The sequence below is a fragment of the Streptomyces viridochromogenes genome (assembly GCF_001270495.1).
GTDB lineage: Bacteria > Actinomycetota > Actinomycetes > Streptomycetales > Streptomycetaceae > Streptomyces > Streptomyces viridochromogenes_A.
The window spans coordinates 1-22,196 of the sequence record NZ_LGUR01000267.1 but is presented as its reverse complement, the minus strand read 5'-3'; the positions used below and the strand labels follow the sequence as shown (position 1 = coordinate 22,196).

Annotated in this window: 17 protein-coding genes; 10 read left to right on the top strand and 7 right to left on the bottom strand. The window is 72.5% G+C overall.

The window, feature by feature from the left end; all coding sequences use genetic code 11:
- Positions 1-35: 35 nt before the first annotated feature.
- The 3 genes from ADK36_RS44495 to ADK36_RS44485 all read right to left on the bottom strand — a co-directional run bounded on the left by ADK36_RS44495 (position 36) and on the right by ADK36_RS44485 (position 3,323).
- Complete coding sequence (locus tag ADK36_RS44495; RefSeq protein WP_048586627.1) at positions 36-1,220, bottom strand: cytochrome P450 family protein; 1,185 nt, start codon at positions 1,218-1,220, stop codon at positions 36-38.
- Positions 1,221-1,264: 44 nt separating this feature from the next.
- The gene (locus ADK36_RS44490; RefSeq protein ID WP_048586626.1) at positions 1,265-1,945 is read right to left on the bottom strand and encodes a response regulator transcription factor; all 681 of its coding nucleotides are present in this window, start codon (positions 1,943-1,945) and stop codon (positions 1,265-1,267) included.
- A 133-nt stretch (positions 1,946-2,078) separates the two neighbouring features.
- Positions 2,079-3,323: a sensor histidine kinase gene (locus tag ADK36_RS44485; protein ID WP_053201640.1), complete on the bottom strand. Its 1,245-nt coding sequence runs from the start codon at positions 3,321-3,323 to the stop codon at positions 2,079-2,081.
- A gap of 178 nt (positions 3,324-3,501) precedes the next feature.
- On the opposite strand from ADK36_RS44485, the gene ADK36_RS44480 reads away from it, so the two are divergent.
- The 5 genes from ADK36_RS44480 (at position 3,502) to ADK36_RS44460 (ending at position 9,420) form a co-directional block, all read left to right on the top strand.
- The gene (locus tag ADK36_RS44480) at positions 3,502-3,702 is read left to right on the top strand and encodes a hypothetical protein (protein WP_048586625.1); all 201 of its coding nucleotides are present in this window, start codon (positions 3,502-3,504) and stop codon (positions 3,700-3,702) included.
- A gap of 516 nt (positions 3,703-4,218) precedes the next feature.
- Complete coding sequence (locus tag ADK36_RS44475) at positions 4,219-6,972, top strand: helix-turn-helix transcriptional regulator (RefSeq protein ID WP_234330106.1); 2,754 nt, start codon at positions 4,219-4,221, stop codon at positions 6,970-6,972.
- 66 nt (positions 6,973-7,038) lie between these two features.
- Positions 7,039-7,860, top strand: a complete 822-nt coding sequence (locus tag ADK36_RS44470) for a thioesterase II family protein (protein ID WP_048586624.1) — start codon at positions 7,039-7,041, stop codon at positions 7,858-7,860.
- Positions 7,857-8,717 (top strand): shikimate dehydrogenase, encoded by an 861-nt coding sequence (locus ADK36_RS44465; RefSeq protein ID WP_338060822.1) that lies wholly within the window; start codon positions 7,857-7,859, stop codon positions 8,715-8,717. The genes ADK36_RS44470 and ADK36_RS44465 overlap by 4 nt, the downstream gene beginning before the upstream one ends.
- Before the next feature lie 73 nt (positions 8,718-8,790).
- Positions 8,791-9,420, top strand: coding sequence for a malonic semialdehyde reductase (locus ADK36_RS44460; RefSeq protein WP_048586622.1), 630 nt, complete (start codon positions 8,791-8,793; stop codon positions 9,418-9,420).
- A gap of 63 nt (positions 9,421-9,483) precedes the next feature.
- Here the strand turns inward: ADK36_RS44460 and ADK36_RS44455 are convergent, their stop codons facing one another.
- From ADK36_RS44455 to ADK36_RS44445, 3 genes are read right to left on the bottom strand one after another with little or no spacing between them, the layout of a single operon-like run.
- Positions 9,484-10,461, bottom strand: coding sequence for an ROK family protein (locus ADK36_RS44455; protein ID WP_234330105.1), 978 nt, complete (start codon positions 10,459-10,461; stop codon positions 9,484-9,486).
- Positions 10,376-12,010: a bifunctional 3-(3-hydroxy-phenyl)propionate/3-hydroxycinnamic acid hydroxylase gene (locus ADK36_RS44450; RefSeq protein ID WP_078916715.1), complete on the bottom strand. Its 1,635-nt coding sequence runs from the start codon at positions 12,008-12,010 to the stop codon at positions 10,376-10,378. Before ADK36_RS44450 ends, ADK36_RS44455 begins: the two co-directional genes overlap by 86 nt.
- The gene (locus tag ADK36_RS44445) at positions 12,007-12,450 is read right to left on the bottom strand and encodes a type II 3-dehydroquinate dehydratase (protein ID WP_053201637.1); all 444 of its coding nucleotides are present in this window, start codon (positions 12,448-12,450) and stop codon (positions 12,007-12,009) included. Before ADK36_RS44445 ends, ADK36_RS44450 begins: the two co-directional genes overlap by 4 nt.
- A 169-nt stretch (positions 12,451-12,619) precedes the next feature.
- Here ADK36_RS44445 and ADK36_RS44440 point away from each other — a divergent pair, with 169 nt between their 5' ends.
- From ADK36_RS44440 to ADK36_RS44425, 4 genes are read left to right on the top strand one after another with little or no spacing between them, the layout of a single operon-like run.
- On the top strand, positions 12,620-13,786 hold the full coding sequence (locus tag ADK36_RS44440; protein ID WP_053201635.1) for a DegT/DnrJ/EryC1/StrS family aminotransferase: 1,167 nt from the start codon (positions 12,620-12,622) through the stop codon (positions 13,784-13,786).
- Positions 13,783-14,889, top strand: a complete 1,107-nt coding sequence (locus tag ADK36_RS44435) for a Gfo/Idh/MocA family protein (protein WP_053201634.1) — start codon at positions 13,783-13,785, stop codon at positions 14,887-14,889. The genes ADK36_RS44440 and ADK36_RS44435 overlap by 4 nt, the downstream gene beginning before the upstream one ends.
- Complete coding sequence (locus ADK36_RS44430; protein ID WP_107086969.1) at positions 14,889-15,563, top strand: HAD-IA family hydrolase; 675 nt, start codon at positions 14,889-14,891, stop codon at positions 15,561-15,563. The genes ADK36_RS44435 and ADK36_RS44430 overlap by 1 nt, the downstream gene beginning before the upstream one ends.
- On the top strand, positions 15,560-16,585 hold the full coding sequence (locus ADK36_RS44425) for a 3-dehydroquinate synthase family protein (protein WP_048586617.1): 1,026 nt from the start codon (positions 15,560-15,562) through the stop codon (positions 16,583-16,585). The genes ADK36_RS44430 and ADK36_RS44425 overlap by 4 nt, the downstream gene beginning before the upstream one ends.
- A gap of 403 nt (positions 16,586-16,988) precedes the next feature.
- Here the strand turns inward: ADK36_RS44425 and ADK36_RS44420 are convergent, their stop codons facing one another.
- Positions 16,989-17,924, bottom strand: a complete 936-nt coding sequence (locus ADK36_RS44420) for a MerR family transcriptional regulator (protein WP_048586616.1) — start codon at positions 17,922-17,924, stop codon at positions 16,989-16,991.
- Between the two features lie 237 nt (positions 17,925-18,161).
- Between ADK36_RS44420 and ADK36_RS44415 the strand changes: the two genes are divergently transcribed.
- On the top strand, positions 18,162-22,196 hold a 4,035-nt coding region (locus tag ADK36_RS44415; RefSeq protein ID WP_159391265.1), incomplete at its 3' end, for a beta-ketoacyl synthase N-terminal-like domain-containing protein.

Here is a 22,196-nt window from a genome sequence, read left to right as displayed (position 1 = left end):
GCCGCCGGGCCCTGCCGGACTCGGCGGCCGGCCCGCTACCAGCGCACCGGCAGACTCCGCACCCCACGCATCAGCGGGCCCGGCAGCCACTCCCCCGGCGCCCCGTCCAGGGCCAGGCCCGGAGTGCGCTCCAGCAGGGACCGTATCGCCGTACGGGCCTCCAGGCGGGCCAGGGGTGCGCCAAGGCAGTAGTGGATGCCGTGGCCGAAGGCCAGATGGCCGCGGGCGTCGCGCTGGAGGTCGAAGCGGTCCGGGGCCGGGAAGCGGGCGGCGTCGCGGTCGGCGGCGGTGAGGCCGACCATCACCGCCTCGCCCTGCGCTATCGGCACTCCGGCGATCTCCAGGGGCTCGGCGGCGAACCGGAAGGTGGCGTTCTCCACCGGGCCCTCGTACCGCAGCGCCTCCTCGATCGCGCCGTCGATCAGGGTCATGTCGGCACGCAGGGCGGCCAGTTGGTCCGGGTGCGTGAGCAGGGCGTGGACGGCGTTGGTGATGAGGTTGACCGTGGTCTCGTGGCCCGCGATGAGCAGGATGAAGGCCATCCCCCGCAGTTCCTCCGGCGAGAGCCGGTCGCCGTCCTCGGCGGTGGTGCGGATCAGGTCGCTGAGCAGGTCGGCGCTCGGCCCGGTGCGGCGCTTGTCCTCGATGAGTTCGGTGAGGTACTCGGCGAGGCGCACGAAGGCGTCGTACTCGCTCTGCGCACTCGTCGGCGCGACGGCCTCCGTGGACAGCTTGCGAAACTCCGTACGGTCCATCTCGGGCACGCCGAGCAGTTCGCAGATCACGGTGATCGGCAGCGGGTAGGCGAGCGAGTCGACGAGGTCGGCCCGGCCGCGCGGCAGCATCGCGGCGAGCAGTTCGTCGGTGATCTGCTGGATCCTCGGCCGGAGTTGCTCGACGCGGCGCATGGTGAACGCGCGTGTGATGAGGCCGCGCAGTCGGGTGTGCTGGGGCGGGTCGGCGACCAGCAGATACTTCCCGATCAGCTGCTCGTCGAGGAACGTCACCCCGATTCTGCTGCCGTCCTTGGCCAGCCGCGGGTCGGCCAGCGCCGCGCGCGCCTCCTCGTACCCGACGACGAGCCACGTCTCGTGGTGCTCGTCCGGCACCGGAAGCCGGACCCGGTGCACCGGGCCGTGCTCACGCAGGCGCGCGTACACGGGGTGCGGGTCGGTGCGGAACCCCTCTCCGAACTCCGCCAGGTCGATCACTTCTGCCATGTCGCTCCCCCTACCACCACCTCGACAACGCGTGGGAGCGCCGCCTAGTGCCCGTCCTCCTCCAGTTCCTCCAGAAGTCCCGCGTCGTACGCCAACAGGGCGATCTGCACACGGTTGTTGAGGTCGAGCTTGGCCAGGACGCGGGAGACATGGGTCTTGACGGTGGCGACGCTCATGAAGAGCTCCCCTGCGATCTCGGCGTTGGCCAGGCCCCGGCCCACCGCGACGGCGACCTCGCGCTCGCGGTCGTTGAGGACGGTGAGCCGTTCACGCGCGCGTGCCCGGCGGGTGTCGGCGGCGGTGCCCGCGGCGTGGTCCATCAACTGACGGGTCACGGTCGGCGACAGGACCGGATCGCCGGCCGCGACCCGGCGCACCGCCTCGACGATCTCCGCGGGCGGGGTGTCCTTGAGCACGAACCCCGCGGCGCCGGCCCGCAGGGCGCGCAGCACCTGGTCGTCGGCGTGGAAGGTGGTCAGCAGCACCACCTGCGGGGCGTCCTTCCTGCCGCGCAGCCGCTCGGTGGCGGTGAGTCCGTCGACCGACGGCATCCGGATGTCCATCAGGACCACGTCCGGCCGGGTGCGGTCGACCAGCGACTCGACCTCGTCGCCGTCGGCCGCCTCACCGACGATCTCGATGTCGTCGGCGCCGCCCATCATGAAGGACAGCCCGGCCCTGACCAACGGGTCGTCGTCGACGAGGAGGAGTCTGATCGCAGTCATGTGCCACACGTAATCATGGTTGTGCGGCGCGCAGGGGCCGGACGGGGTCGAGCCCCCGTAAGGAACGCCGCGCGGTCCGCAACAGCGCACGCCGGGGCGCCCGTTGAGCACCCCGCGCCTGGTAAGACGGGAGTCACCCCCACGGCAACCAGGCCCGCACGTCGAACCCTCCGCCGGGCACGGGCCCGTGTTCCAGCCGCCCGCCGGTCAGCGTCGCGCGTTCCGTCAGGCCGATCAGGCCCTGCCCGGAGCCGGGAACGTGCGGAACCTCGCCCTCGGGCGCGGGATTGCGTACCGACACGGACAGGCCCTCTCCCGGAGCGCCCGTCACCGTCACCGTGACCTCCGTGCCGGGCGCGTGCTTGCGGGCGTTGGTCAGGCCCTCCTGGGCGATGCGGTAGGCGGTGCGGCCGACGGAGGCCGGGACGGCGGCGGGGTCGGTGACACGCTGGTCGAGGGTGACCTTCATGCCGGCCTCGCGGGACTCCGTCACCAGCGCCTCCAGCGCCGCGAGGGTCGGCTGGGGGCGCCCGGCGTCGTCGGACTCGCCCGCCCGCAGCACGCCGATGATCTCCCGCAGGTCCTGGAGGGCCTCGTGGGCGCTCTCCCGGATCACGCCCGCCGCCCGCGCGATCTCCTCGCGGGGCGCGTCGGGCCGGAACTCCAGGGCGCCCGCGTGCACGCTGAGCAGCGTCAACCGGTGGGCGAGGACGTCGTGCATCTCCCGGGCGATGGCCTCGCGGGCGAGCCGCTGCGCCTGCTCGGCACGCAGCCGCGCCTCCGTCTCGGCGCGCCGGGCGCGGTCGCGCAGGCTCAGCATGAGCTGCCGTTTGGACCGTACGAACATGCCCCAGCCGACGGTCCCGCCGGTCAGCAGCGCGGCGACGAAGAGCGCCCAGCCGTACGGAATGTCGGGGTCCGGGCGCAGCCAGAAGAACAGCGGGGTCAGCGCCAACGACGTCCCGCCCACCCAGGCCACGTACCGGAAGGGCCGGTGCACGGCGAGGGTGAAGAAGACCACCAAGCCCGCGCCGTTCGCCGTGCTCGACACGAAGCAGACCGGGACCATCGCGATCGCGAGCCCGACCGGCCAGCGGCGCCGCAGCCATACCGCGGCGCAGGCGAGCGCGCCGAGAATCTGGTCGACGGCGGCGAGGCTCGCGGGGATGTCCTCGGCGGCCACCGTCTCCGCGGTCAGCAGACCGATGAACACGGCCAGCAGGAAGCAGAAGAAGTCGACCACCCAGTCGCGTACGGTGCGGCGTGGCCGCCCGGAGCGCTCGGGGTCGAGATCGAACTCCTGCACAAGGGCCGAGGGCAGCAGCCAGCGCCGCATCGTGAACGCCTGCGGTGCGTGCTGCGGCTTGTCCCCACTCACGATCGACAAATCTACGCAGTGGTGGCGTCCGGCGCGCCTTCTCCGACGCGATCGCCGACCAAAGTCGCGCCCTCGCATACTTTGGGCGCGGCGGGCCATCCGGAACGTGAACTTCCGTCGGTCTCGGCTTGCCCCGCGGCCGATGTGTGCGGGGGGCCGGCGGGGCGAGAGTCGTGGCATGAAGCAGTTGCTGGAGTTCCTCGGGGTCGTGGCCCTGGCGCAGGGTGTCGCGGGTCTGCTGACCGAGTTCACCGACTGGGACTGGGGTCTCGTACAGCGGATCGACTTCCTCGACGGCTACGGGATCTACTCGAGCGTCGCACTGCTCGTGCTGGCTGCCGCGCTGTTCGCGGCAGCCGAGAGCCGGAAGTCGGACTGACCGGAAGAAAGCGATTCCTTCCCGCACCCGGCCCGCGGACCGCGGGAGGAATTGACCGCGGTGTCCCCAAAGGGACATGACACCGATCCCCGCCGGATATTTCCGGGGCGCAATCCCCGACCCACACAAGGGAATACGGGATTCCGGAAACCTTTACCGGAACATCAAATTCCACAACGCTCCGAATTGGCCGAAGGCTGTCACCGCAGAGTGAGAAGATCATCACCCAGCGCAGCAGAGCGGCTCGCCTGGCGGTTCAGTTTCGCACCGGCTGCACCATTTTCACCATGCGCGATCTCTTTGTGCACGACACTCGGCGCACATCAACAGCGGCCGGGCAACGTGATGTTGCTGACTGGAACCAGACCCCCGGTCAGGTAGCGTCGAAGTTCGAGGAGACCCCGACGGCGCGCTTCTAGGAGCTGCATGAAGGCGACAACCCTTGATGTGCAAACCATTTCGACGCAGCAGCCGTCCGCTCTTGCCCTCAACGGTCGGACATCCGGTGAACTCGGCCTGTTAGTCGAGCGCGAGGAATCCATAAACACGCTGCGTCGACTGCTCACCGACACGGCCGCGGGGAGGGGTCGTGTCGCCGTTGTCCACGGTCCTTTGGCGGTGGGCAAGAGCAGGCTCCTGCACGGTTTCCTGGAGTCCATCGATGATCCGCGCACACTGGTTCTCCGGGCGTCGGCCTCGCGCCAGGAACGGCAATTGCCCTTCGGTGTGCTGCGGCAGTTCTTCCAGACCACACAGGTGCCCAACTCCGTCCGGGACGAGCTGGACGACGTCCTCACCGCCATGACGCTGCACGAGGGAAGGACGGACCCCGCCACGGGGTCCTTCTCGGTCGAGACGTTCGGCGCGCTGCAGCGGATCTTCCGGCTCCTGGTCGACCTGACCGAGCACAGCCGGCTGGTGATCGGCATCGACAACCTCCACCACGTCGACACCCACTCGCTGTGCGGTCTGCTCTACCTCCTGCCCCGGCTGCGGGACTCGTGCTCCCTGGTCGCTCTCACGGACGACGTCGGCAGGCGGCCCACCAGCGCCCTGCTGCGCTCCGAGCTGCTCCAGCAGCCCAATCTGCACCGGATCGAGCTCGGACCGCTGACCCATGAGGGCACCTCTCGGCTGATCGCCCAGGAACTCGGCGGCACGTCGGCCAAGGAGTTCGCCCACCGCTTCACCGCGGTCAGCGGTGGCAATCCGCTCGTCCTGCAGAACCTGATCGGTGATCACCGGGCCGGGCTCGGGCCCTTCCCCCAGGGCTACGGAAGGGCCCTGCTGAGCAGCCTGTTTCACTGCGAGCCCACCGCCATCGCCGTGGTCCGCGCCCTCGCGGTGCTCGGAGACGGCACCCCGGCCCCGGCGCTGGCCCGGCTGGCGGGCGTCTCGGCCGCCGAGGCGGACCGTGTGCTGCGCTCCCTCGACAGCGCCGGGCTGCTCGACGGCAGGGCGTTCCGCCACGCCATGGCAGCGGCCGACGTGCTGGACGACATGCCGGCCCAGGAGCGCGCGGAACTCCACGGCCGTGCCGCCGAGTTGCTGTACCGCGAGAAGGCACCGACGGTCGAGGTGGCCGGGCAACTGCTGAACGCCGAGTCCACCCGGGCGGCCTGGGCCGGGGACGTTCTGCGGGACGCGGCGCTGCACTGCCTGCGCGCCCACCGCATCCGTGAGGCCGTGGCCCATCTGGAACTCGCCGAGCAGACCTGCGCGTCCGCGCCCCTGAGCGCGGCCGTACGGGCCCGGATCAGCCGGCTGAAGTGGCAGGTGGAGCCGGCCTCCGCGGCCCCCCACCTCGCGTCCCTGACGGCGGACGCGGCGGCCGGGCACCTCGGCACGCACGATCTGACGGACCTGGTGTGGGCCCTCGCCTGGCACGGCGACCTGGGCACCGCGAGCCGGCTCCTGTCCGAGGTCCGCGACCGCAGGACGGCACGGCACGGCCACGAGTCGTCCGCCTTGCAGGACCTGCGCTTCTGGCTGACGTCGATGTACCCCGCGTACGCCGGGGAGCGCCGGCCCACGGCGCGCGGCCTCGGCATGGGCGGCGATCCGCCGCAGCCGAATCCGCAGACGGCCGCCGCGGAGCTGGCCGACGCGCTGATCCGGGGACACGCCGCCACCATCCGGGCCCGCGCGGAACAGGCCCTCAACACCGCCCGGCCCGACACCGACTCGCTGTGGAGCGGGGAGGTCGCGCTGCTGGCCCTGCTCTGCCTGGTGTACACGGACCAGCTGGAGGAGGCGGCCGACTGGTGCGTGCGGCTGCTGGACGACGCGCGCACCCGTGGCAGCGCCACCTGGCTCGCGGTGTTCACCGCTGTCCAGGCGGAGATCCTGCTCCGCGGTGGCGAGTTGCAGGCCGCCGCCGAGCGCGCCGAGGAGGCCCTGGCGCGGATGCCGGCCGGCAACTGGGGTGCGGCGCTGGGGTTGCTGAAGGGCTGTCTGGTCCTGGCGCACGTCCGGACGGGCCGGCTGGACCGGGCCGCCGCCCACCTCGCCCAGCCGCCCTCCGAGACGATGCTGCAGAGCCGCTACGGACTGCACTACCTCTACGCGCGCGGCCACTACCGGCTGGCGACCGGTCAGGCCCAGTCCGCGCTGGCCGACTTCCTGTCCTGCGGCAAGCTGATGCACAAGTGGGCCGTCCAGGGCACCGGCCCGGTCCCCTGGCGCACCGGCGCCGCGGAGGCGTGGCTGGCCCTCGGCAAGCAGGACCAGGCCCGGCTGCTGCTCCGGGACGAACTCAGCAGGCTGCCCGCCGGCGGCTCGCGAGCACGTGGGCTCAGCCTGCGGCTCATGGCCGCCGGAGCGGCGGGCGCCGAGCGGCCCCGGCTGCTGAGCGAGGCCGTGGAGGTCTTCAAGGAGTGCGGCGACAAGTTCGGGCTCGCGCTCGCGCTGGCCGACCTGTGTCTCGCGCACAAGGAGGCGGGCGATCACCGTACGGCCCGTCGAGTCGCGCGCAAGGCGTGGCACATGGCGAAGGCGTGCGGTGCCGAGGCACTGTGCGAGGAGATCGCCTACAAGCCCGCCGACGGGCGCGCGACGGCTCCCGTCAAGGACGACCAGCGGACCATGTCCGCGCTGTCCGAGCAGGAGCAACGCGTCGCCTCACTGGCCGGCGAGGGCTACACCAACCAGGAGATCGCCGATCAGTTGTTCATCACGACCAGTACGGTGGAGCAACACCTCACACGTGTGTTCCGCAAGCTCAAGGTGAAGCGCCGTCAGGATCTGCCGTGCCATCTCGAGACGGCCTAGGGGGAGGAAACACGTGACCTGTTGCGGACAGAGGGCGGCCCTGTGACCGACAACTCAAGGAGCGGCATGGCCGTGCCCCGCAGTTCTCCGGCCTCGCCGTGGATACGGCGCTACGCGCCCGCGCCCGACGCGCCGGTCCGGTTGGCGTGTCTGCCGCACGCGGGAGGCTCGGCGGCCTTCTACAGCGGGGTGGCCAGGACACTGAGCCCGCGGGTCGACGTGCTCGCCGTGCAGTACCCGGGGCGGCTGGAACGCCGTCGGGAGCCGCTGATGGAGAGCCTGACCGAACTCGCCGACGCCCTCGTCGACGAGCTGCTGCCGTGGGCGGACCGCGATCTCGCGCTGTTCGGGCACAGTCTGGGGGCGATGGTCGGCTTCGAGGTGGCCCGCCGGCTGGAGGCGCGGGGCCGGCCGCCGGTCGCCCTGCTGGTGTCGGGCCGCGGCGCGCCCTCCCGTCACCGGCGGGAGTTCACCGAGCGCCCGGCCGACCCGATCCTGATCCAGCAGCTGCGCCGGCTCGGCGGAACCGACCCACGGGTCTTCGACAACGAGGACCTGGTGGAGCTCGCGCTCCCCGTGCTCCGCGCCGACTACGAGCTCGTGGAGAGCTACCAGTACCGGCCGGGGCCGCCGCTGAGCTGCCCGGTGACCGCGCTCAACGGCGAGGACGACCCCAAGGTCACCCCCGCCGACATCGAGGCCTGGCGCGAGCACACCACCGCCGCGTTCGACTCCGTCACCTATCCGGGCGGTCACTTCTATCTCGTCGACCGGCCCGCCGAGGTGACGGGAGCGATCGCCGACCGGCTGGCGCGCCGGGCCGGACCGCGGCGCGGGGCGCCCTCGACCGCGGGAGCCACCCGTTCGGCGGGGGAGGCCACGGAGTGACGGTTCCGTCGTCGCCGCCGATGCCCGTCATCGGCGGCTCGACCAGGCTCTACGCCGTGCTCGGCTGTCCGGTCTCCCAGGTGCGGGCGCCCGCGCTGCTCAACCCGCTCTTCGCCGAACTCGGCCTGGACGCCGTGCTGTTCCCGGTGCTGGCCGACCCCCGGGACCTCGGCGACATCGTCCGCGGTCTCCAGCGGATCGGCAACCTGGACGGGCTGCTGGTCACCGTCCCGCACAAGCGGGACGTGTGCCGGTACGCCGACTCGGTGAGCGAGGCGGTCACCCTGTCCGGCAGCGCCAACGCGCTGCGCCGCGAGCCCGACGGGCGCTGGTCCGCCGACAACTTCGACGGCGCGGGCTTCGTCCGGGGCCTGCGTGCCCGCGGGTTCGAACCGGCCGGCCGACAGGTGACCCTGGTCGGCGCGGGCGGCGCGGGCAGCGCGGTGGCCGTGTCCCTGCTCGCCGCGGGCGTGGCACGTCTTGAGCTGTGCGACCCCGACGAGGCCGCACTCGCCACGCTGGTCTCCCGGCTGACCACGCACTGGCCGGGCCGGATCTCCGGGAGCGCCACGCCCCGGCTCGCCGCGGCGGACCTCGCGGTGAACGCCACGCCGCTCGGTCTGTCTCCCGAGGACCCGCTGCCCTTCGACGTGGCCGGTCTGCCGCCGGGCGCCGTCGTGGCGGACATCATCATGCGGCCGAAGGAGACGGCACTGCTGCGGGCCGCCGCCGAGCACGGCCACACGGTGCACCACGGATCCCACATGCTGACCCATCAACTGGACCTCTACCGCGAGTTCTTCGGGCTCGACCACGCCGCCGGACAACCGGCCGCGGCCCCGGCCCCGGCGAACTGACGTCACCCGCCCCGACCACCCACCCGACAACCAGTCCCCGCACTCATCCCCCCGCGACAGAAACGGATCGCAGATGTCGACCGACACCGCAGTGCCCGCCGAGTTGAAGGACCTCTACGCGCTCTCCCCCGAGGCACAGGAGCTGCTGTTCACGGAGGCACGCACCGCCTACAAGTTCACCGACGAGCCGGTCGGCGACGACCAGCTGCGTGCGATCTTCGAGCTCTTCAAGTGGGCGCCGACCGCGAGCAACGTGAACCCGCTGCGCATCCTGTACGTACGCACGCCGGAGGCCAAGGAGCGACTGCTCCCGCAGCTGAATCCGCCGAACCGGCCGAAGAGCGCCTCGGCCCCCGTCGTCGCCGTCCTGGCGCTGGACAGCGAGTTCACCGAGCACGTCCCCACCCTGTTTCCCGTCTTCCCGCAGCTGAAGGAGGCCTTCGAGGCCAATCCCGAGCTGCGTGAGGACAACGCGACGTTCAACTCGGCGCTTCAGGCCGCCTACTTCCTGCTGGCGGTCCGGGCGGCCGGACTCGCCGCCGGCCCGATGAAGGGCTTCGACGCCAAGGGCGTGGACGAGGAGTTCTTCCCGGACGGCCGCTGGCGGTCCATCCTCGTGGTCAACATCGGCAAGCCCGCCGAGGACGCGTGGTCCTCGCGGCTGCCGCGACTGGATTACGAGCAGGCCGTACGGCTCGTCTGACCAGGAGCTGAGGGTCCGTACCGGCCGCGCGGCACGGCTGAGCCGTACCGCGCGGCCGGAGCGTCACCGGTGCCGCTGCCCAACCCCGCCGAGTCCGTCCCGTGCTGCCAGGACCGCGCCGTACAGCGAGGACCGCCCGCCCAGCAGGGCCGGCCGCACCGGTGCCGGCGGGTGACCCGGCCGGGCGAGCCCGGCGGTGCGTGCGGCGACCCGCTCCACGTAGCCGGGAATGCCCATGGCGAAGCCACCGCCGACGACCAGGGCCGTGGGGCGCACCAGTTCCGCCACGCCGACGAGGGCGGCGGCGAGCGCGTCACAGCCGGCGTCGACGGCCCCGACGGCCCAGGCCGCGCCCTCGGCGAAGCCGTCGCGCAGTTCCTCGAAGGTCACCTGAGCACCGCGCGCTGTGGCCGCCCTGCGCAAGGTGGCCGGTCCCGACGCCTCGGCCTGGACGCAGCCACGGCGCCCGCAGTCGCAGCGCGCGCCGTTCCGGTCGACGATCACATGGCCCAGCTCGCACGACCCGCGCCGGGGTCCGGGCAGCATCCGCCCCTCCAGGACGATGCCGCCGCCGACGCCGGTGCCCACTCCCGCGTACACCAGGTCGGCGCAGTCCGCCGCCCGCGCCTCCGCGAGGGCGGCGAGATCCGCGTCGTCGGCCCAGCACACCTCGGCGGCGGGGAAGACGCCGCGCAGTGCCGCCGCCAGGTCGAGGCCCGTCCAGTGCGGTCGGGTCGGCCAGGCGGTGACGCGGCCGTCGCCGTCCACCGTCGCGGGCACGGCGACGCCGACCGATGTGGGCGTCCGCCCGGCGCCGGCTGTGACCGCCTCGACGTGGGTGCGCAGCGCCGCGAGGTCGGCCGCGGGCGTCCGGGCGGCGGGCCAGGTGAAAGTGGTCTCGTGCGCCTGGCCGTCTGCAGTCTCGGCGCGGAGGGCGACCTTCGTGCCGCCGATGTCAATGCCGAGCAGGATGGCCTGCCTCCTCGACGGTGAGCTGCCGCGCCAACTGCTCCAGCAACTGGCCGAGTTCGCGGGTTCCACGGGCCACGCCGAAGATGTGGTAGTCCGGGCGTACGAGGACGAATCTGGCCCGGGCCGAGGCGCAGAACGGCAGATAGACGTCGTCCAGGTCGACGGTGGCTCCGGGCGAGGGGTCCGGGTCGCCGGCGGGCACGAGGTGGACCATGTGGGTGCCGAGGCCGTCCAGCAGGGCGCGCTGCCCGTCCGTCAGGGCGCGGGCCGGGTCCTCGGTACCGAGGAGGACGAAGCCGGTGCCCACGGTCTCGTCGAAGAGGCCGGTCACGCCGTTCCTGGTCACCCTGCCCTGGGGGATCAGCGACCCCGTGGGCGGTGCGGCGACCATGCCGACCGTGCGATGCAGGAAGCCGTCCCGCAGGGCGTGGACCACGGGTCGGTCGGGGGTGCGGCCCGACGTGAGGGCCGCGTCCCGGCGGGCCGCCTCCTCCGCGTCGGTGACACAGATGATCTTCCCCAGCTGGACGGACATCTCGACGGTACGGCGCACATGGGAGCGGCGTTCGACGTCGTAGGTGTCGAGCAGGTCCGGCTCGCAGCGGCCCTTCAGGACGAGGTCGAGCTTCCACGCCAGGTTGAGCGCGTCGCGGATACCGGAGCACATGCCGGCTCCGGCGAACGGGGGCATCGAGTGCGCGGCGTCCCCGGCGAGCAGCAGTCGGCCGTTCCTCCAGCGGTCGGCCAGGGCCGCCCCGAAGGTGTAGACGGCGTGCCGGGCGAGGGTGGCGTTCTGCGGGTTGACGTCGACGCGTTCGAGCAGGCGCCAGGCGGTCTCGGTGGTGTCGAGCTCCGCGCGGGTCTCGTGCGGGAGCCGCATGAACTCCCAGCGCCGGCGCCCGGGTCCGCTGCCGACGGCCGTGGTCGGCCGGGCCGGGTCGCAGATCTGCGTGTTGGCCGGGGTGAACACGCGCGGCTCGTCCATGAGGACGTCGCACAGCAGCCAGTCGAAGGAGAATCCGAGGTCGGTGACGCCGACGCCCATGGCGTCCCGGACGAAGCTGTTGGCCCCGTCGCAGCCGACGAGCCAGGAGGCGGTGAGGGTCCGTTCGGCGCCGTCCGCGGTGCGGGCGGTCAGCGTGACCTGCTCACCGTCGTCACGCACGGCGACGGCCGTGTGGCCGCGCAGCACGCGCAGGTCGTCGACGTGTCCGGCCCGGTCGGTCAACGCCGCTTCCAGCGCGGGCTGGTGGAACGTCGTGGCATCCGGCCAGCCCTGGGCGCCGACGGCTTCGAAGTCGATGCGGACGAGCCGGGTGCCCTCGGCGTTGCGCCAGTCGTAGGCGTCCACGGGCTCGCCGATCTCGGCGAAGGCGGGGGCGAGGCCCAGGGCCGCGAGGGTGCGGGCGGTCTCGCCGTCGAAGACGGTCGCCCGGGGCAGCCCGTAGGGGCTCTCCCACCGTTCGACGACCGTCACCTGCCAGCCCTGCCGGGCCAGGAGGAGCGACAGCACCTGTCCGACCGGCCCGTACCCGACGACGAGGACGTCCGGACCGGTGCCGTCCGAGCCGCTTCCCCGCGCGCCGGGCGGGCGGCCTCCGGCGGACCCGGCGCTCACGGGGTGGCCGCCCCGGTGCGGTGGGCGAGGCCCCGGGCGGCGAGCCGGTAGCCCTGTGCCCCCAGCCCGAAGATCACCCCGTCGGCCAGGGAGCCGAGGATCGACTGGTGCCGGAACTGCTCACGGGCCCAGACGTTCGACAGGTGCACCTCGATCCAGGGGCGCGGGAAGTTGGCGAGCGCGTCGCGCAGACTCCAGCCGGCCATCATCAGGGCGCCCGGATTGAGGATGGCGCCGACCACGTGATAGCTGTCCTGGACCGTCCGGACCATCTCCCCCTCGCAGTCGTGCTGCCGGGCCACGACCTTCCAGCCGAATTCCGCAACCTCTTCGGCAACAGCCTGCTCGATATCCGCCAGAGTTTCGCTGCCGTATATCTCGGGCTCGCGGCGCCCGAGTATTCCAAGGTTCGGCCCGTTCAACAACAGAAGCTCACTCAAGACTGACCTCGATGCTTTTCGAGCGGTAAGTGGCTCACGATGCTAGCCAGCCGTGCCGGGTCCGTGCAATGCCAGAATGCCGCTCCGACGTGCAGGTTCGAGAGGTAGGGGTGATTAGGGGGTTGCTTGAGGGGTTGTGGAGCCATTCGGCCGCGTGAACCATGACCGTATGACTGACACCGTGCAGCGGAACCTGAATTTCCCGGAATGGCCTCAGTACGACGATGCAGAAAAGACCGGTCTCATGCGCGCCCTGGAACAGGGTCAGTGGTGGCGTATCGGCGGCCAGGAGGTCGAACTTTTCGAAGAGGAATTCGCCGCTTATCACGGTGCGCCGCACGCCCTCGCCGTCACGAGCGGCACCCATGCGCTGGAACTCGCCCTCCAGGTGATGGGCGTGGGGCCGGGGACGGAGGTGATCGTGCCCGCGTTCACCTTCATCTCCTCCTCCCAGGCCGCACAGCGCCTGGGTGCCGTGGCGGTACCCGTGGACGTGGACCCCGCCACGTACTGCATCGACGTACGGGCCACGGAGGCGGCCATCACCGACCGCACCCGGGCGATCATGCCGGTGCACATGGCCGGGGTCGTGGCCGACATGGACGCGCTGGAGAAGCTGTCCGCCGACTCCGGGGTCGGCCTGCTCCAGGACGCCGCACACGCGCACGGTGCCGAGTGGCGTGGCCGCAGGGTGGGCGATCTGGGCTCCGTGGCGGCCTTCAGCTTCCAGAACGGCAAGCTGATGACGGCCGGCGAGGGCGGCGCGGTCACCTTCCCCGAGGCCGAGCAGTACGAACTCGCCTTCCTGCGGCACAGCTGCGGCCGGCCCCGCACGGACCGCTCGTATCTGCACCGCACTTCGGGCTCCAACTTCCGGATGAACGAGTTCTCGGCAAGTGTGCTGCGGGCCCAACTGGCCCGGCTCGACAGCCAGATCGAGACCCGTGAGCAGCGCTGGCCCCTGCTGGCGGAGCTGCTGTCCGGCATCCCGGGCGTCGAGCCGCAGGGCGGCGACGCGCGCTGCACGCGCAACCCGCACTACATGGCGATGTTCCGGATCCCCGGCATCACCGAGGAACGGCGCAACGCCGTGGTCGACGCCCTGATCGAGCGGGGCCTGCCCGCCTTCGCCGCCTTCCGGGCGGTGTACCGCACGGCGGCCTTCTGGGAGATGGCGGCGCCCCAGGAGGGCGTCGAGGACATCGCACGGCGCTGCCCGCACAGCGAGGCGCTCACCCGGGACTGCGTCTGGCTGCACCACCGCACCCTGCTGGGCACCGAGGAGCAGATGCACGCGATCGCCGACGTGGTGGCCGACGTCCTGGGACGGTCATGACCCTGCGCGTCGCCGTGGTCGGACTGGGCTGGGCGGCCCGGACCATCTGGCTGCCCCGCCTCGTCGGCCATCCCGGCATCACGGTCACCGCCGTGGTGGACCCGGATCCGGTCGCGCGCGCGTCGTGCGCGACGCGGGCCGGGAACGCACGGTCGCTGTCGTCGCCCGACGAACTCACCCCGGACCTGGCCGACCTGGCCGTGGTCGCCGTGCCCAACCACGCCCACGCCCCGGTCGCGTGCGGACTGCTGCGCCGCGGCATCCCGGTCTTCCTGGAGAAGCCGGTCTGCCTCAGCACGGCCGAGGCGGACGATCTGGCCGCGGCGGAGGCGGCCGGCGGCGCGGTGCTCGTGGCCGGGAGCGCCGCCCGTTATCGCGCCGACGTCCGGGCCCTGGAGGAGCTGCTGCCGTCGCTGGGCCGGATCCGCCACGTCGAACTGGCCTGGGTCCGTTCCCGGGGCGTTCCGGGCACGGACTGGTTCACCAGGCGGCACGCGGCCGGCGGCGGGGCCCTGGTGGACCTCGGCTGGCATCTGCTCGACACCGCCCTGCCCCTGCTCGGGCCCGTGCGCATCGACCAGGTGGCCGCCGTGCTGGGCCACGACTTCGTCCGGCACGGCGACTCCCAGGCGGTGTGGCGCGAGGAGCACGCGCGCCCGGCGGACCCCGGCGCACGGGACGTCGAGGACACCGCACGCGCGATGCTGGTCACCGACTCCGGCGTCTCGGTGGCGGTGCGGGCGAGCTGGGCCTCGCACGCCAGGTACGACACCACGGTGGTGGAGATACACGGCACCGCCGGCACCGCGGCGCTGCGGTGCACGTTCGGCTTCAGCCCCAACCGTGAGGGCGCGGCCTCGCTGACGGTGCATCGCGACGGCGACGTCGGCCGGGTGCCGCTGGACGAGGAACCGCCGGGGACGGAGTACGACCGTCAGGTGGCCGATCTCGCCGCCCTGGTCGGCGATCCCGCGCAGCGGGGCAGGGCGGTCGCCGCCGCGCGCACGACCATCGGCGCCATCGAACTCATCTATGACTCCGCGCAGAAGGCGTCGGCCGGCGCGCGGAACTCCGAGGAGGAGCCCGCGTGGACAGGGAACTGATGGTCAAGGACGGCGGTCACGCCGTGCCGGACATCAAGCTCCGGGCCGTCGTGTTCGATCTCGACGGGGTGCTCGTGGACAGCTTCGGCGTGATGCGTGAGGCGTTCGCCCTCGCCTATCGGGAGGTCGTGGGCGAGGGGGAGCCGCCGTTCGAGGAGTACAGCCTGCACCTCGGCCGCTACTTCCCCGACATCATGGAGATCATGGGCCTGCCGCTGGAGATGGAGGGCCCGTTCGTCCGGGAGAGCTACCGGCTCGCCCATCGCGTCCGTCTCTTCGACGGGGTGACGGAGGTGCTGGAGGCGCTGCGCGAGCGGGGCATCGGGTGTGCCGTCGCCACCGGCAAGAGTGGTCCGCGCGCCCGTTCCCTGCTGGAGGGTCTCGGGGTGCTCCCGCTGTTCGACCATGTGATCGGTTCGGACGAGGTGGACCACCCCAAGCCGGCTCCGGACATCGTCCTGCGCGCCCTGGACCTGCTGGGCGTGGGGCCGGACGAGGCGGTGATGATCGGCGACGCGGTGACCGACCTCGCCAGCGCGCGCTCCGCCCGGGTACGGGCCGTCGCCGCGCTGTGGGGCGAGGGCGATCCCGAGCCGCTGCTCGACGCCCGGCCCGACGCGGCCCTGGACAGCCCGGCCGCACTGCTCGACTGGCTGCTGGAGGCGGCGGGATGAGTCCGGCCCGGCATGTCGTCGGGGTGGCACTGGGCGACCGGACGTACGACGTCCAGATCGGTCCCGGCGTCCGGCACGCGCTGCCGGAGGTGGTCGCGCGGCTCGGCGCCCGGCGGGCGGCGGTCGTCTCGGCCCGCCCTCGTGAGTGGACACCCGACCCGGGGGTGCCGTCGCTCTTCCTGCCGGCGCGGGACGGTGAGCACGGCAAGTCGTTGTCGGCCGTGGAGGACTACTGCCGCCGGTTCGCCGAGTTCGGACTCACCCGGGCCGATGTGGTGGTGGCCTGCGGCGGCGGGACCACCACGGACACGGTGGGTCTGGCCGCCGCGCTGTATCACCGGGGCGTGGCGGTGGTCCATCTGCCGACCACGCTGCTGGCGCAGGTCGACGCCAGCGTGGGCGGCAAGACGGCGGTGAACCTGCCCGAGGGGAAGAACCTCGTGGGTGCCTACTGGCAGCCGAAAGCCGTGTTGTGCGACACCGACTACCTGGCCACACTGCTGCCCCGGGAGCTGACCAACGGCTTCGGGGAGATCGCCCGCTGCCACTTCATCGGGGCGGGCGACCTGCGCGGCCTCGACCTGCCCGAGCAGATCGCCGCGAGCGTACGGCGCAAGGCGGAGGTCGTCGCGGCGGACGAACGGGACTCCGGGCTGCGGCATCTGCTCAACTACGGGCACACGCTGGGGCACGCGCTGGAGCGGGCGACGGACTTCGCTCTGCGGCACGGCGAGGGCGTGGCCATCGGCACGGTGTTCGCCGGGCGCCTGGCCGGTTTGCTCGGGCGCATCCCCGAGGCCCGGGTCTCCGAGCATCTGGACGTCGTCCGGCACTACGGCCTCCCGACCGCGCTGCCTTCGGGTCTGGCCGTGCCCGACCTGATCGCCCTGATGAGGCTGGACAAGAAGGCCACCGACGGCCTCACCTTCGTACTGGACGGCCCCCACGGCGCGGAACTGGTGACCGGCGTCGCCGAGACGGAGGTGAAGGAGGCCCTGTCCACCATGCCAAGAAGCACCTGAGGCTCCGCACCCACGCCCCCGCCGGTTCCCGGACCGCCGGGGGCGAAGCCATGTCACCACCCGACAACTCCGGGATGGCCGGGGGCATCCCTTGTCGCCCGACAACTCCAGGACCGCAGGGGCAGTCCTTGTCTCCGGGCAACTCCAGGACCGCCGCGGGCATACCCTTGCCTCCCGGCAACCCCAAGGCCGCCGCAGGCAAACCAGGCCGCCCGGCAACCCCGGCAACCGCCCCGCACGGGCGCCCGGTCCGACACGGAGCCGGCGTTCGATCTGCCGCGCCACCCGACGATTCCGGGACCGCCGGGAACAAACCTCGCCCCGGGCAACCCCAGGCCCCCCGCACAGGCCCCTGCCACCCGACGGCTTCCAAGTCCGCCGGGGGCAGACCCCTGTCAGAGGGCTAGCCGACGCGTGTGCGCACCGCCTGGATGGACCAGTCGAGCACCGCCGTGAGGCTCTCCGGTGCCGACCAGTCGTTGATCACGGCGAGCAGGGTGAAGTAGCGCTCGCGACGCGGGTCGTTGGCGGCCTCCAGGCGGGCCAGCAGCCGGTGGCGGAGCTGCGCGTCGTCGGGTTGGCCGAGGAGGCGGGCGTAGTGCGCGGTGAGGGCGGTGACGACCGCGTCCGCCTTGGGCGAGGCCGGGTCGATCCCGGCCTCCAGAGCCGGGGCGGCCTCGGCGCGGACGAGTGAGCCGAGGTCGGGGCGCGGCCCGGTGGTGCCGGCCTCGCGCTCGGCCGCCTGGTCCTCGGCCAACCGCCTTACGACGGCACGGAATTCGGGGTCCTGGGACAGCTCGGCCAGCTCCACCCACGCCCGGACCTGCTCCGTGCTGGGGTTGTCGGGCAGCTCGGGGGTCATCGTGCGGCTGATCGCCGAGAGATCGGAGTCGATGTCACCCACGCCCCCGAACGTGGCGTCCAGGAAGTCGTCGATCAGACGCCGGCGTTCCCGCTCCGACAGCTGAGCCAGTTGGTGCATGAGGTCCATCTCCTCCGGGGTGGGGTTGCGTTCGGCCACCGCTGTCAGCACCGCGCGCCTCAGACGCAGGGTGCGGATCTGCACCGCCAGGGCTTCCGCGTGCGCACGGGCGACCTCGGCGAGCGAGAGCTCACGCTGGACGACCTTGCGTACCGTCGACAGGTCGACCCCGAGATCGCGCAGGGTCCGTACGAGCTCCAGACGCGCGATCGCGTCGACCCCGTACAGCCGGTAGCCCGCCGGGCTGCGGTCGGCCGGCACCACGATTCCCCGGTCCGAGTAGAACCGGATCGCCTTGACCGTGAGCCCGGTCCGCCGGGCGAGTTCCCCGATCGGGTAGAGCGTGGTGCCGTCCATGCCTCCACCTTCATGTCTCCCCCAGGGGGAGACTCAAGCCGAGCCTCGACACACACAGTGACGAAATTGGCTGAAGTCCGTCGTCGTCAGCTTGTCACGTGCCCGGCCGGACCACCGGACCCCACCCCCTTAGTGATCAAGAAACCTTCACCTAGGGGTCAATAGGGGTTTCGCCGTCAGAGCGCCTACCAGCATCGTTGGTCGCAGCAATGCCATCGAACACGGGGGTGAACGGGGATGTTGCGTGCGGATTTGGTGCGCCCACTGCACGAGCTCCTTCGGACGCAGAGCGAACGACATGGCCGGAACGTAGCGTTCCGCGACGACCGTCGTTCCCTGAGCTACGAGGCTCTCGAAACCCGTTCCCGGCGGCTCGCCGGACATCTCTCGGACCTGCGGGTGCACCCCGGTGACCGCGCGGCCATGCTGCTCGGCAACCGGGTGGAGATGGTGGAGAGCTACTTCGCCATCGCCCGCTCCGGCGCGATCGGCGTCCCCCTCAACCCCCGCTCCACCGACGCGGAACTCGCGTACCTGCTCCAGGACAGCGGCGCCCGGGTCCTCGTCACCGATGCCTACCACCTCGACCAGGTACGCCGCTTGCAGCCGTCGCTGCCCCCGCTGACCGTCCTCGTGGTCGGCGACGACCCGGTGCCGACGGGTTTCCTGGCCTACGAGTCGCTGGCGACCTCGGAGCCCACCGCACCCGCGTACGACAACCTCGGCCTGGACGAGATCGCCTGGATGCTCTACACGTCCGGCACCACGGGCCGCCCGAAGGGCGTGCTGTCCACCACCCGCAACTGCCTCTGGTCGGTGGCGGCCTGCTACGCACCGGTGCTCGAACTGTCGCCCGAGGACCGGGTGCTGTGGCCGCTGCCGCTGTTCCACAGCCTCTCCCACATCGCCTGCGTCCTGTCGGTGACGGCCGTCGGCGCCGGCGCCCGGATCGTCGACGGTCTCTCCCCGCAGGACGTCCTCGACATCTGGGAGAACGAGGACTTCACGGTCGTCGCCGGCGTCCCCACGATGTACCACCACCTCGTCCGCGAGGCCCGCGCGCGCGACTTCACGCCGCCGGGCCTGCGCATCGGCCTGGTCGGCGGCGCCATCACCACGGCCGCGCTGCGCAACTCCGTCGAGGAGGTGTTCGGCGCGCCCCTCATCGACGCCTACGGCAGCACCGAGACCTGCGGCTCGATCACCGTCAACTGGCCCACCGGGACTCGGGTCGAGGGCTCCTGCGGCCTGCCCGTGGTCGGCCTCGGCGTCCGCCTGGTCGACCCCGAGACCGGCATGGACGTGCCCGACGGCGTGGAGGGCGAGGTCTGGGTGCGCGGGCCGAGCGTCATGGCCGGCTACTACAACCAGCCGGAGGCCACGGCCGAGGCGATGAAGGACGGCTGGTACCGCACCGGCGACCTCGCCCGCCGCGACGACGCCGGGTACTTCACGGTCACCGGGCGGATCAAGGAACTCATCATCCGCGCGGGCGAGAACATCCACCCCGTCGAGGTGGAGGACGTCCTGAAGACGGTGCCCGGCGTGGCCGACGCCGCCGTCGCCGGCCGCCCGCACGAGGTGCTCGGCGAGGTACCGGTCGCCTTCGTGGTGCCCGGCCCGGAGGGGTTCGACCCGGCGGAGGCGCTCGCGGTGTGCCGGGAGCGGATGTCGTCCTTCAAGGTGCCCGCCGAGCTGTACGAGATACGTGATGTCCCGAGGACCGCCTCGGGCAAGGTCACCCGGCTGCAACTGCTCGACGTGCCCGCCCGGCTGCGGGCCGTCGGGGACACCGACCAGGAATCCCTGCGCCGCGTGGACTGGGTGCCCCAGCCGCCGGCCCCCGCTCCGTCCGGCACCGCCGTGTGGGCGGTGGTCGGCGAGGAGACCGCCGCCCTGGCCGCCGACCTGGAAGCCGCCGGAATCGAGGTCCGCGCCTACCCCGACCCGGGTGCCCTGACCGCCGGGCTGGCGGCGGGCGAACCCGTGCCCCAGGTGACCGTCCTCGCCGCACCGGCCGGGGACACCGACGCCGAGCTGGTCCGGGCGGGCGTGGACCGCTGCGCCGCCTGGGCGGAGAACTGCCTGGCCGACGGCCGCCTGACGGGCTCCCGCCTGCTGGTGACGACCCGCAACGCCGTGGTCACCGGCCCCGAGGACCGGGCGGACGTGCCGGAACGAGCCCCGTTGTGGGGACTGCTGAGGTCCCTGGGGAACACGCACGCCGGGCGCCTGGTCGCCGCGGATCTCGACGAGGGGCCCTGCGCCGAGGCCCTGCTGGCCGCCCTGGCCACCGGGGAGTCGCACTTCGCCGTACGATCCGGCCGCGTCCTGCTGCCCCGTCTGGTCCGCGTCGCCATGGACACCGCGCGGGACGCTGCCACCGCGTTCGCCGACGGCGACCGCGCCGGTGACGGTGACCGTGACGGGGAGGGTGACCGCGACGGTACGGTCGTCGTCACCGGGGCGGGGGCACCGCGCGGCTCGGCCCTCGCCCAGCACCTCGTCGACACCTACGGGGTCGGCCGACTGCTGCTGATCGCCTCCCCCGGCGACGGCGGTCTGGCCGCCGAGTGCCGTGACCGGCTCGTGGCGGCCGGCGCGAACGTGGTGCTCACCGAATGCGACCTGGCGGACCGCGCCGGGCTGCGGAAGGCCCTGGCGAAGGCCCCCGGCCCGATCCGAGCGGTGGTGTACGGAGCCGGTCCCGAAGCCCGCCCGGACATGCTCGCGCCTCTGATCACCGGACTGCGCAACCTCCACGAGCTGACGCGCGCATCAGCCCCGTCCTGCTTCGTGCTGTGCTCCTCCACCGCGGCCGTCACCGGCCGGGAGGACCCGCACACCGCCGTGTACGCCGCGTTCCTCGACGCCTTCGCCCACCATCTGCGGGCCCTGGGCGTCCCAGCTCTTTCCCTGGGCTGGGACGCGGACGATGTCCTCCCCGCTCCGGACCGCCGTCGCGAACTCGCCGCCTTCGACGCCGCGCTCACCGTGGACCACCCACAGCTCAGCGTGGTGCGAAGCGCGTCCGACTACGACACCGAACTCGCCTCCGCCCTCGACGACACCTCCGTGGACCGCCCCACCCCGACGCCGACGACGCACGGCACCCAGACCCTCGCGGCGGCCCGCGGTGACTGGGACCGCCTGCCCGAGCGGGACCGGGAACGGCGCCTGGTGGACCTGGTCCGGGAGAAGGCGGCGGAGCTGCTCGCCGTGCCGACGGACACGATCGCGTCCGACCGTGCCTTCCGGGAACTCGGCTTCACCTCCGCCAACGCCGTACAGCTGCGCAACCTGCTGTCCGAGGCGACCGGTCTACGGCTGCCGCCCACCTCGGCGTTCGACCACCCGACCCCACGCGCCCTCGGACGCCGACTCCACCGAGAGCTGTACGGCACCGGTGAGGAGCCCGAGCAGCCGGCCCTGCGCGCCGCACCGCCGGCCGAGCCGATCGCGATCGTGGGCATGGCGTGCCGCTACCCCGGTGACGTGTCCTCACCCGAGGAGCTGTGGCGTCTGCTCGCCAACGAGTCCGACGCCGTCACGGAGTTCCCCAGGGACCGGGGCTGGAACCTCGACGCCCTCTTCCACCCGGATACGGACCGCCCCGGCACCAGCCACACCCGCGAGGGCGGGTTCCTGCGCGACGCCGACCAGTTCGACGCGGCCTTCTTCGGCATCTCGCCGCGTGAGGCACTCGCGATGGACCCGCAGCAGCGGCTGATGCTGGAGATCACCTGGGAGGCCCTGGAACGGGCCGCCATCGATCCCGCCACCCTGCGCGAGCAGCCCGTCGGCGTCTTCACCGGCGCCATGCACCAGGACTACGCGCCGGGCGCGGCGCACTCCGCCGCAGCGGAAGGTGTCGAGGCCTATCTCCTGACGGGCGGCGCCGAGAGCGTGCTGTCGGGCCGGGTCTCGTACTTCCTCGGCCTGGAGGGCCCGGCGGTCACACTCGACACGGCCTGCTCCTCCTCCCTGGTCGCCCTGCACTGGGCCGCGCAGTCCCTGCGCTCGGGCGAGTCCTCCCTCGCCCTCGCCGGCGGGGTGACGGTGATGACCACGCCGGACGCCTTCGTGGGTTTCTCCCGGCAGCGCGGCCTCGCTCCCGACGGCCGCTGCAAGGCATTCGCGGGGGCGGCCGACGGCACGGGGTGGGCCGAGGGCGCCGGTGTGCTGGTGCTGGAGCGGCTGTCGGACGCGGTGCGCAACGGGCGGCGGATCTGGGGTGTGGTGCGCGGTTCGGCCGTCAACCAGGACGGCGCC